The organism is Advenella mandrilli (assembly GCF_016595155.1).
GTDB classification, from domain to species: Bacteria; Pseudomonadota; Gammaproteobacteria; order Burkholderiales; family Burkholderiaceae_B; genus Advenella; species Advenella mandrilli.
Window position 1 is genome coordinate 124,783 of sequence record NZ_JAENGP010000013.1, and the last position, 10,876, is coordinate 135,658.

General features: G+C 48.2%; 10 protein-coding genes, 1 tRNA gene and 2 pseudogenes. 9 read left to right on the top strand and 4 right to left on the bottom strand.

Annotated features, from left to right (window positions below):
* Window positions 1-2 precede the first annotated feature (2 nt).
* The 3 genes and pseudogenes from JHL22_RS12090 to JHL22_RS12100 all read left to right on the top strand — a co-directional run bounded on the left by JHL22_RS12090 (window position 3) and on the right by JHL22_RS12100 (window position 1,416).
* Window positions 3-386, top strand: coding sequence for a COG4315 family predicted lipoprotein (locus JHL22_RS12090; protein ID WP_200237809.1), 384 nt, complete (start codon window positions 3-5; stop codon window positions 384-386).
* 121 nt (window positions 387-507) lie between these two features.
* Window positions 508-900 (top strand): annotated as a pseudogene (locus JHL22_RS16110) (YybH family protein); the annotation flags it as partial.
* 87 nt (window positions 901-987) lie between these two features.
* Entirely contained in the window at window positions 988-1,416 is a 429-nt protein-coding gene (locus JHL22_RS12100) for a VOC family protein (protein WP_200237862.1), read from the top strand.
* Window positions 1,417-1,529: 113 nt separating this feature from the next.
* On the opposite strand, the gene JHL22_RS12105 is transcribed toward JHL22_RS12100, so the two are convergent.
* Window positions 1,530-2,486 carry a siderophore ABC transporter substrate-binding protein gene (locus JHL22_RS12105; RefSeq protein WP_200237812.1) on the bottom strand — a complete coding sequence of 319 codons (957 nt, stop codon included), beginning with the start codon at window positions 2,484-2,486 and terminating at the stop codon, window positions 1,530-1,532.
* A 463-nt stretch (window positions 2,487-2,949) separates the two neighbouring features.
* Here JHL22_RS12105 and ppk2 point away from each other — a divergent pair, with 463 nt between their 5' ends.
* The gene (gene ppk2, locus JHL22_RS12110) at window positions 2,950-3,855 is read left to right on the top strand and encodes a polyphosphate kinase 2 (protein WP_200237814.1); all 906 of its coding nucleotides are present in this window, start codon (window positions 2,950-2,952) and stop codon (window positions 3,853-3,855) included.
* Window positions 3,856-4,126: 271 nt separating this feature from the next.
* Here the strand turns inward: ppk2 and JHL22_RS12115 are convergent.
* Window positions 4,127-4,300: pseudogene (locus JHL22_RS12115) on the bottom strand (aldolase/citrate lyase family protein); the annotation flags it as partial.
* Between the two features lie 248 nt (window positions 4,301-4,548).
* Window positions 4,549-4,624 (bottom strand) — tRNA-Phe (locus tag JHL22_RS12120).
* 320 nt (window positions 4,625-4,944) lie between these two features.
* Here JHL22_RS12120 and hemA point away from each other — a divergent pair.
* The 5 genes from hemA (at window position 4,945) to JHL22_RS12145 (ending at window position 9,186) form a co-directional block, all read left to right on the top strand.
* The gene (gene hemA, locus JHL22_RS12125; protein ID WP_200237820.1) at window positions 4,945-6,219 is read left to right on the top strand and encodes a glutamyl-tRNA reductase; all 1,275 of its coding nucleotides are present in this window, start codon (window positions 4,945-4,947) and stop codon (window positions 6,217-6,219) included.
* A gap of 72 nt (window positions 6,220-6,291) precedes the next feature.
* Window positions 6,292-7,371 carry a peptide chain release factor 1 gene (gene prfA / locus JHL22_RS12130; protein ID WP_200237822.1) on the top strand — a complete coding sequence of 360 codons (1,080 nt, stop codon included), beginning with the start codon at window positions 6,292-6,294 and terminating at the stop codon, window positions 7,369-7,371.
* A gap of 19 nt (window positions 7,372-7,390) precedes the next feature.
* Window positions 7,391-8,212, top strand: a complete 822-nt coding sequence (gene prmC, locus JHL22_RS12135) for a peptide chain release factor N(5)-glutamine methyltransferase (protein WP_200237825.1) — start codon at window positions 7,391-7,393, stop codon at window positions 8,210-8,212.
* A gap of 85 nt (window positions 8,213-8,297) precedes the next feature.
* Window positions 8,298-8,627: a Grx4 family monothiol glutaredoxin gene (gene grxD, locus JHL22_RS12140; protein WP_200237827.1), complete on the top strand. Its 330-nt coding sequence runs from the start codon at window positions 8,298-8,300 to the stop codon at window positions 8,625-8,627.
* A complete protein-coding gene (locus JHL22_RS12145; RefSeq protein WP_200237830.1) occupies window positions 8,620-9,186 on the top strand; it encodes a UbiX family flavin prenyltransferase in 567 nt (188 codons plus the stop codon). The genes grxD and JHL22_RS12145 overlap by 8 nt, the downstream gene beginning before the upstream one ends.
* Before the next feature lie 198 nt (window positions 9,187-9,384).
* Here the strand turns inward: JHL22_RS12145 and JHL22_RS12150 are convergent, their stop codons facing one another.
* Window positions 9,385-10,167 (bottom strand): EI24 domain-containing protein, encoded by a 783-nt coding sequence (locus tag JHL22_RS12150; protein WP_200237832.1) that lies wholly within the window; start codon window positions 10,165-10,167, stop codon window positions 9,385-9,387.
* Window positions 10,168-10,876 lie beyond the last annotated feature (709 nt).

Below are 10,876 nucleotides of genomic sequence, written 5' to 3' on the forward strand. Positions count from 1 at the left end.
AAATGAGGAAAACATTACTTATTCTGGCTTTCGCCAGTCTGGGGTGTGGCTTCATGAGTGATAGTGCCCGTGCAGCCGGTCCACCGGTAAAAGCAATGAATGAGGTATTGGTTAATGTGGATGGCATGACTTTATATACTTACGATAAAGACAGGGGCATGGACGGTAAAAGCGTATGTAATGACCGCTGTGCCGAGAATTGGCCACCGCTTTTGGCTGCCCCCGATAGCAATGCGGAAGGAGATTACAGCATAATCATGCGCGATGATGCAAGCAGCCAATGGGCTTACAAGGGACAGCCATTGTATCTGTATAAAAGAGACATGAAACAGGGGGACATGGCAGGAGATGATGTCCAGAATGTTTGGCATGTGATTAAACAGTAGTGTTATTTTGGCAGGGCTCTTGAGGCAGTCATGTCAGTTAAGACCCCATAACGGCTTAACGGACGGATTTGGTTTTTTGTTTCAGTAGCCTTGCTATTTTTTTGCAAAAAGGAGCAGGATGATGAGTGCTGCAAATGCAAACACGGCAGGAAAGGCAGAGGTCAAACAGGCTATACAGCGCTGGCAGGATGCAATACAAACAAGGGATGTTGAGCAAATCATGGCAAACTATACGCCTGATGTCGTTGCTTATGATGCGGTCCTGCAGTTGCGTTTCAATGGAAAAGAGGCTTATGGCAAGCATTGGCAATTATGCCTTGAAATGTGCACCAATGACATGGTATTTGAGCCTGCCGAGGCGCATATTTCCGTGAGCGGAGAGCTGGCGCTGATGTATTGTTTGATTCGTTGCGGTGAAAAGGATGAAAGCGGCCAGCAGAATGTCGCCTGGATGAGAATGACAACCGGCTATAAGAAAGTGGGTGGACAATGGTTAATTGAACATGAGCACTTTTCTGCACCGTTCGATATGATGTCTATGAAGGCTTTGTTTGATCTGGATCCCGATAACGAACATAAAGTCAGGTCAGTGCCTTCGGGCATGAACACGGTAACACCCCATTTGGTGTGTGCCGGTGCTGGCAAGGCCATCGAATTTTATACAAAAGCCTTTAATGCAAAAGAAATATCCCGCCTGGCCGGACCGGACGGTAAGTTGATGCATGCCGAGATCCGTATTGGTGATTCGGTCGTCATGCTCATGGACGAGAACAAACAATGGGGGGCACTGGGCCCGGTTGCATTGGGCGGCTCACCGATGACGGTACATTTATATGTGGACAATGCCGATGCGATGTATGAGCAGGCCATTGCTGCCGGGGCAACCTCTGTTATGCACATGGATGACACTTTTTGGGGAGACCGTTATGGTGTCATTAAAGACCCGTTTGGGCATAACTGGTCTATGGCAACGCATATGCGGGATGTGAGCGAGGAAGAGATCCGGGAAGGTGCGAAGGGGTGCGCCTGACGGTTATTCGCGTAACTGTTTTTTGTGGGGCTTGGCAGCCCCCGGGAAATTGCCTCCGTAACACCTGTTTGTTTCAGGGTTTTGGAGGCAATTCCAAATTTTAAAGCCTGGCTTTATTTTTTTGCATCCAATGCGGCAGAAATCTGATCAATATTCTGTTGCATGGATGTCAGGCCTGCGCTACCCAGAATGTACCAGTTGTACGGGTCTACATAAACAATCTGATTGTTCTTGGCTGCACGGGTTTGTCCAATAATGGATTTTTCCAGTACTTCCTTGCTGGATGGTTTGTCTGTGTTGCTGCCAGTGGCTGCGTGGCGATCAATCACAAACAGCCAGTCGGGATCGGCTTTGGCAATATCTTCCAGCTTGAAGGGGTGGCGGTCTGTGGTGGAAAGGTCTTTGACAGCGGCATTGGGCGTAAAGCCAAATATGTCATAAATCATGCCAAAGCGGGAGCCAGGCCCAAAAGCGCTGGCTTTGTCACCGATTGACAGAATCATCATGGCATTGCCGGCTTTGGCTGATTTGGCTTTCAAGGCATCGATGGATGTATTCAGCTTATCCAGGGCTTCGGTGGCCTGTGCTTCCTTGTCAAAGAGCTTGCCCAAAGTGTTCACGTTGCGTTCGATGCTTTCCAGGGGTGCTTTCGTATCAATACTCATGTCCAGGGTTGGGGCAATTTTAAGCACGTCATCAAATTTGGCGCTGGAGCGGCCGCCAACAAAAATCAAGTCCGGGGCAACGTTGCCAAGCGCCTGATGATCGGGTTCAAACAGGGTACCTACCCTGGGGATACTTTCTTCGTTATAAACAGCAAGAAATTCGGGAAAGCGCGAATTGGCCACTGCACTAGCCTGAATGTCCAGTACTTGCATGTTATCCAGGGTTGGCAAATCAAAAACGGCTGTTTTAGCGGGTTGGGCCTTGACGGTGGCCTCGCCTTTGGCATGTTGCACCTTTATTTGTGCATCTTGTGCCATAGCATGCCCGGTAGCCGTGGCAAACGTGATGGCCATCGCCGCCTGCAACAGGGTGAGCCATTTTGTTTTGTGTAACTGGGGCTTCATTAAAGTATCCTTATATTGTGTAGGGTAAGAGGTAAATATAAGTGGTAAAAAACACCACAAGCAAACTGGAGGCAGTTTCCTTCAGTCATATAAAACAGAATGGGAATCATTCTCCCTGAAAATTTTTTGCTTGTAAATGAGAATTGTTTTTATTGTGGTATTTTGTGTTTTTTCAGCAATTGGATTGTCGTTCCTGTCGGGAATCCCGCATTTTTGAAACCATTCCTGACTTCATTAGTCTTATATAAGAGTAAGTAAGGCAGACATTCTTTTATGCGTATGGCTGGTGCCCGTGCAATTGGTATCAGCGCCACTTTCATTAAATCCTGTAAGCGGTAGAATGAGTTAATCACACATTCATGTGAGGAGCGGTGCCGGCTTGCCCGCGCGGATGATTTCCCAGTCATATACGCGTCATATAAAAGCTATAAATTTCAATAATTATTTAAGGAGTTGTTTTCTTATGACGGAAAATTTATCTGAACACACCCAGCGTCTTTATGCAGACATGATAGACAGTTTTGATGAAGAGCTGGAAATGGAAATGGATGATAATCGCCTGGATGATGTGTTGGGTGAAATGCCAACAGGCGATGGCATGGACCGGAGGCTTTATTTCCGTGAACTGTTGCGTTTGCAGGGTGAGTTGATCAAGCTGCAGGATTGGGTGGTTGCCCAAAAGCTTAAGGTGGTGGTTATTTTTGAAGGGCGTGACGCTGCTGGTAAAGGGGGCGCCATCAAACGCATTACGCAGCGTCTTAACCCCCGTGTTTGTCGGGTAGCGGCCTTGCCTGCACCCAGTGACCGTGAACAGACTCAATGGTATTTCCAGCGCTATGTTTCCCATCTTCCTGCCGGTGGTGAAATCGTCCTGTTTGACCGTAGCTGGTATAACCGCGCAGGGGTTGAGCGGGTTATGGGTTTCTGTACCGATGAAGAGCTTGAACAGTTTTTCCGTGATGTAACCGAATTCGAAAAAATGCTGGTGCGTAGCGGCATTGTCTTGATCAAGTACTGGTTCTCGATTAGTGATGATGAACAATACCGCCGCTTCCTGATGCGCATGCATGACCCACTGAAGCAATGGAAACTGTCTCCCATGGATCTGGAGTCACGTCGTCGCTGGGAGGCTTATACCAAGGCTAAGGAAGAAATGATGGAGCGCACGCATATTCCCGAGGCACCATGGTGGGTGGTTGAGGGGGTAGACAAGAAACGGGCTCGCCTGAATTGCATTTCACATTTGCTGTCGCAAATTCCGTATGGTGAAGTAGCCCGCGAGCCCATTGAGCTACCCGCGCGGGAGCATCACCCTGACTATATTCGCAACCCGACGCCAGCAGAAATGATCGTGCCTGCCATTTATTGATGGTTGGTGGGGCTATTGCCTGAAAAGCCGGAGTAACAATAATACGAATCTCCGGCTTTGTAAAAATACTCGATTGGGCGGGTAAACAGTCAAGCCCCGTTTCGGGCTTGTGAGTTGTTTGGGGAAGTTAATATACGCTACTGCGTGTGCCTGTTTTTCTGCTGGCCGCTTCAGGCTTGAATGCGCGGGCCAGTTTGGTTGCTGCGTTTACTAGCAAGCTTGTATCCACACCTACTGCGACAAAGCGGGCACCCAGCTCAAGATACTGGTGGGCCAGGGTTTGGCGCAGATCGTTTGGCGCGTGTTCGCCATCAATTAGCAGCCAGTCAAATCCGGTGCCCGCCAGGGCCTCGGCGGCATAGGGGTCGGCCAAGCCAAGCCAAAGCCCGATTTGAGGCTTGCCCTGACGCAGTGCCTGCTTGAAGGTGTTAATAGGGATTTGCATGAAATATCCTTAAATCAAAGCGAAATAATAATATACCTTGCGAAGCATCGCCAGTATTGGGCAGATTGCCGGGGTTTGCGATGACAGGATGGACTTTGGCTTGATGCGGCAGGCTGAAAGGTTTGCCTGGAAGGGGGGCTGGCAACAGGCTCATAACAAAAAATATGGTGCATTTTTTGTTATGACAGAAATTTGTTACCATAAAGCAAAAACGCCAACTTATACAAGTTGGCGTTTTTGGGAATTTCTGGTGGCCTGGGGCAGAATCGAACTGCCGACACAAGGATTTTCAATCCTCTGCTCTACCGACTGAGCTACCTGGCCGTGAAAGATTTAAATATTACACCATCATTTCTATTTCTGTAAAGCCATGAGGTAAAAAACCAACTGAAAAGTGATTTAAAAGTGTTTTTTGTTGTGAATGTGCATCATTTTGCTTTTGTGTTGGTATTTATATGCCCGTTTTCTGGAATTAACCCCCGGTTTAGTGCCCGAATCATAAAAAAGGGTGTTTTCATCATGATTTTTATCAAGGACTGGCATGATAGTGCTTAAAAAGTTGTCAAAAATCATACAGATATAACAAAATAGCTGGCTCGGCATTATAATAGACACAATTCTTTCTTAATTGACTTATATACCATATGTCACTTGATGTCCTTACTTTTGGCCTGAATCATCATTCCGCACCGGTTTCGGTGCGTGAACGCGTGTCTATGTCCGGCGAGCTTATTCGCCCGGCACTGGACGGCCTGCGTTCGGCTTTTGGTGGCTCACTGAAAGAAGCCACCATTCTTTCTACCTGTAACCGGACAGAAATTTATTGTGCCGCTTCGCCAGAAATAGCCGAGCACGTACCGCGTTGGCTGGCAGATTTCAACACCCTTGAAACAGGCATCCTGAAACCGCATCTGTATCAATACAATAAAGACCAGGCGGTTCGTCATGCATTTCGTGTGGCTAGCGGGCTAGACTCCATGGTATTGGGTGAAACCCAAATCCTGGGGCAAATGAAAACCGCCGTGCGTGCGGCCAGCGATGCCGGCGCAATGGGAACCCTGCTAAACCAGTTGTTCCAGAAAACCTTTTCGGTTGCCAAAGAGGTTCGTACCCAAACCGCCATTGGCTCAGAGTCCGTTTCCATGGCCGCTGCGGCAGTCCGTCTGGCGCAAAGGGTATTTGGCGATATTTCCAATACCAAGGTCCTGTTCATTGGGGCCGGTGAAATGATAGAGCTTTGTTCGGCTCACTTTGCGGCGCAACATCCAAAATCAATGGTTGTGGCCAATCGTACCCTTGAGCGGGCAGAAAGCCTGGCCTGCAAGTTTGATGGCAGCACCATGAAGCTGGCCGATTTACCCAATCGCCTGGCTGAATTCGATATCGTGGTTTCCTGTACGGCCAGTTCCCTGCCCATATTGGGTCTGGGAATGGTGCAAAAAGCGTCAAAGGCCCGTCGTCATACCCCCATGGTCATGGTAGATCTTGCCGTGCCCCGGGATATCGAATCCGAAGTGGGCCAGCTTAATGATATCTATCTGTATACGGTCGATGATCTTGGCCGTTATGTGCAGCAGGGTAATGATTCCCGTCAGGCCGCAGTGGTACAGGCAGAAGCCATTATTGACGGCCGCGTGCAAAATTTCATGCACTGGATGCAATCCCGCGCTGTTGTGCCGGTTATTCGCGACCTTAATGAAGGTGTCAATCAAATCAGTGCGGCAGAGCTTGATCGTGCCCGTAAAATGCTGGCAAAAGGTGAAGATCCCGAAGCGGTTCTTGAGCAGTTTGCCCGTAGTCTTACTCAAAAAATCCTTCATGCACCCATGGTTGCCTTAAACCGTTCACAGGGTGCCGAACGCGAACAGCTTCTGGGCTGTTTGCCTAAATTGTTTCCTGTTCAAAAAAACGAACATTAGCGCTGTTGCATTTATTGCCATAGCGCTATTGTTCCGTCCATTTTTTCCTTTCTTTCCCATTTCGAGTTATTTATGAAACAGTCCATGCGTTCCCGTCTGGAACAGCTGTCCCAACGTTTAATAGAAGTAGATGCCCTGTTGGCTGAACCGGAAATTGCCAATGATATGGACCGGTTCCGTAAGCTGTCCCGTGAGCGTGCTGAAATTGATCCAGTTGTTGAGTTGTTCAAAAGCTATGAGTCAACCGAGGCTGACCTGGAAACCGCCATGGAAATGATGTCAGACCCGGAATTGAAAGAGATGGGCGAAGAGGAAATGAAGGCAGCAAAAGACAGGATTGCAGCGCTTGAAGAGGCCCTGCAATTGGAATTGTTGCCCAAAGATCCTGATGATGGCCGGGGTGTTTTTCTTGAAATTCGGGCAGGTACCGGCGGTGATGAAAGTGCCATTTTTACCGGAGACCTGTTCCGGATGTACAGTCGCTATGCCGAAGAAAATGGCTGGAAAGTAGAGGTCATGTCCGAGAATCCTTCAGAGGTGGGTGGATACCGGGAGATTATTGCCCGCATCGATGGTGATGGGGTTTACGGACGCCTGAAATATGAATCGGGCGCGCATCGTGTGCAACGTGTTCCCGAGACCGAATCGCAGGGCAGGGTGCATACATCTGCCTGCACGGTAGCCATTCTTCCCGAGGCCGATGAGCTGGCCGAAGTGGCCTTGAATCCAGCTGATTTGCGTATTGATACTTTCCGGGCCAGTGGTGCGGGTGGCCAGCATATTAACAAGACTGATTCTGCCGTCCGTGTTACGCATATTCCAACCGGTATTGTGGCTGAGTGTCAGGATGACCGCTCACAACACAAGAACAAGGCCAGGGCTTTAAGTGTGCTGGCCGCCCGCATTAATGATATCCAGCGTCAGGAACAACAAGCCAAAGAATCGGCCGAGCGCAAGAGCCTGGTGGGAACCGGAGACCGTTCAGAGCGCATCCGTACCTATAATTATCCGCAGGGTCGGGTAACCGATCACCGTATTAATTTAACCTTATATAAACTACAGCAGATCATGGATGGCTCTTTGGATGAGCTTACCGGCGCCCTGATTGCCGAGCGTCAGGCAGAGTTGCTGGCACAACTGGGTGATCATTAATGTTTAAGTGCAGGCGTTAATGGATACGGTTCGTTCGGCAATTGCCCAGTCTGGTTTGCCATTGCTTGAAGCCAGAATGATTGTGGGGCATGTATTAAATGTGTCCCGTGCCTGGATGATTGCGCATGATACTGATACTATTCCTGCGGACCGTTTGTTGCAAATCCAGGCTATGTGCAAACGCCGGCTTTCCGGTGAACCTATGGCATATATACTGGGCCAGCGTGAGTTTATGGGCCTGGTTTTCAAGACAAACCCTTCGGTGCTGATCCCGCGTCCCGACACAGAGCTACTGGTAGAAACCGCGATTAATCTGGTGAAAGACAGGGTAGATGCAACCGTACTTGATATGGGAACGGGTAGCGGTGCCATTGCGGTTTCTATTGCCCATTATTGCCCGCAGGCAAAAGTCATGGCTTCAGACAATAGTGCCCAAGCGCTGGCCGTCGCCCGGGATAATGCCCATAATCTTGGTGTGCCGCTTGTTCTTATTGAAAGTGACTGGTATGCGCAAATACCGTCCGGCAAATTTGATCTTATTGTTTCCAATCCTCCTTATATTCATTCTGCAGACAATCACCTGGAGCAGGGGGATCTACGGTTTGAGCCACCGCAGGCCTTGACTGATTTTAGTGATGGATTAGCTGCTATCCGGATAATTATTGCCGGTGCGGGCGGTTTTTTACATGCGGGTGGCTGGCTTTGGCTTGAACATGGCTGGGATCAGGCGGAAAATGTCCGGGCGTTGTTAAGAAAGGCGGGGTTCGTTAACGTCGACAGTCGCAAAGACTTATCGGGGATAGAACGGATTTCTGGTGGCCAATGGGTGCTTCCAGCGTAATAATGGGTAATTTCAGAGTAAAATACTCGGGTATTAATCTGTTCGGGTAGAACAGTTGTTTAAACGTTGATTAGGTGAAAATATAATGAGTGAAGTACAGGATTTTATTCGCGAAACCGTAACCGAACACACCGTGGTTCTTTTCATGAAAGGAACTGCCCAGTTTCCACAGTGCGGTTTTTCTGGCAAGGCAATTCAGGTTTTGCGAGAGCTGGGTGTTAAAAAACTGGTAACAGTCAACGTGCTGGAAGATGCCGAGGTTCGTAATGGCATTAAAGAATACTCCAGCTGGCCTACCATTCCACAGCTGTATGTTAAAGGTGAGTTCATTGGCGGCTCGGATATCATGTCTGAAATGCATGCCAGTGGCGAGCTGAAAACGGTTCTGCAAGAATCAGGCGCCCTGGATGACTAAACGCCGGCTGGTTGTTGGCATTACTGGCGCAACAGGTTCGATTTACGCGACCCGTCTGCTGGAGCGCGTTCGTGAAGTCCCGGATGTTGAAACGCATTTGGTCATTTCACCGCCTGGGGTGTTGAATATTAAATATGAGCTGGATGTGGATCGGCAAGCTGTTTTCGATCTGGCAGACCATGTTTATAACTTCAGGGATGTCGGGTCGGTGTTGGCCAGTGGTGCTTTTGCCACGGCAGGTATGTTGGTTTTACCCTGTTCAATGCGAACGCTGGCAGCAGTGGCGCACGGTTTGTCAGATAACCTGATTACCCGTGCGGCAGATGTTCATCTGAAAGAACGAAGACGCCTGGTGCTGGCCGTTCGCGAAACTCCTTTCAATCTGGCGCATTTGCGCAATATGACTCAGGTAACGGAAATGGGCGGTATTGTCTTTCCTCCGTTGCCAGCGTTTTATCATCATCCCAAAACCATTGATGAAATGGTTGATCATACCGTTGCACGTTTGTTGGCGTTGTTTGATATTGATGTGGGTGGTCCCGAATGGGAAGGTACCTGATTGGCAGAAATGCGGGTTATTGCTAACAATTCCCGTATAAAAAACAGCCCATAAAGTTGAATGCGGTATTCAATTTTATGGGCTGTTTTTTTATCGGTACCCGGTTTTTGCCACGTGCCCGGGAAATCGGTCCCGGACAGGTGGTTGCTGGCTTGGCTTTTTGATCGTCAGCATTGTAATGTTTGGTGATAAATCTCTTCAGGCTTGACCTGTAGTTGTCTGGGAGTCGCTAAGTAATTTCTGTTTTCGGGTTTCCTGTAAGGCATTCAGGCCATAGTGTGTGCAAACCAGAATGGAATAAACAGGCATGATCAGGGAAAACGGGGGGATAAGGGCAATGGCAGCGCAAATAAGGCCAATAAGCCAGAAGCCCTTATTGTGTTTTTTCAGGATGAAGCTGCGTTCCTGGGGTGTCGCGTGCTCAACAATGGCGTCAAGGCGGCTCATGTGGGAAAAGGCGTAAGCCCCCCAGAATAACGACAATACAATAGGCATAAAGGGTATAAACCACAAAGGCAGGGTAAGCAGCCAGCCAATAATAAAAATAGAAGACACTTTAATAGCATTGGTAATGCTGGTGGTTGTCGCGTTTATGCCTTTGCGTTCCAGATCGGGATAATTAAACTGGCTAAGCTGTTTAAGTGCCATAGGCATAATTACAATAGAGGCAAAGGCAAGGCCGATAATGCCGCTAATGGCGCATAAAGCAATAAAAGAGAACAGGCCGGCCAGCCAGTCGCTCATGGTATTAAAACCCCAGCCGGATAAATGGCTGGATGCTGCCTGAAACCAGCGCCATGAAGAAGCGCTTTCATAAAACCAGTTGTCGAGTGGTGACCAGGCAAAAGACAATAAAAAAATAGCTGACAGTAGAGCTACAAGAAAAGGCAAGATAATGGCAAAAAGCATTTTGGGGCGTAACTGCGAAACAAAGCCCTTGCGGAATGCCTGGTTTAGGCCGGAATAAGAAGTTGCTGGCATATATGATGGTAAATAAGAAAATAAATAGACTGCCACACTATATGCAGCTCATATAGTGTTAATCAAGTAATAAATGCCAGGATAAAGAAAAAAGCATTTCAGAATAATTCCCTGGGCACCGGCAAAAAACAGACCATGTTGCATTGTTGCAATAAAAACACAAAACTTGAAAAAGCAACAATTCTTAAATAAAACAATGGCTTGCGGTATTTGGTGTAAAATACCTACAGAGATTGCAAGAAAAAGCTTGCCAAGTCGGGCTTTGGTCCGCTATAGTTACATTCTTTCGCAGCAACAGCACTAGGGTTTACCCCAAAACGCCAAGCAGCGAAAAGAAACGAAGTCCGGGTTTAAATGATTTAGGTTTAGATGCGGGCAACGTGAAGGTAGTGGGTCTGGTTCAGTTGGTTTTATAAAATTGGTCCGGTGGTTTAAAAAGAACGGTTTTAAAATCTTTTAAAAAAGTTCTTGACAAACAAAGCCCAATGCTTCATAATCTCGTTTCTCTGCTGCTGACACAGCAACGCAGTCAAGTCAGTCTGGTGTAGTAAGCCTTCGGGTTTCAAGCCGGGTTGAGCTGAGTGCAACAAGATCTACTGTAAAGCAGATTTATGTCAGCCTCATGACCGTTGGGTCATGTTGTATGCTCTTTAACAATATAACAGCCGATAAGTGTGGGCGCTTGGAATGTAAGAGGCCGCACCAGCGA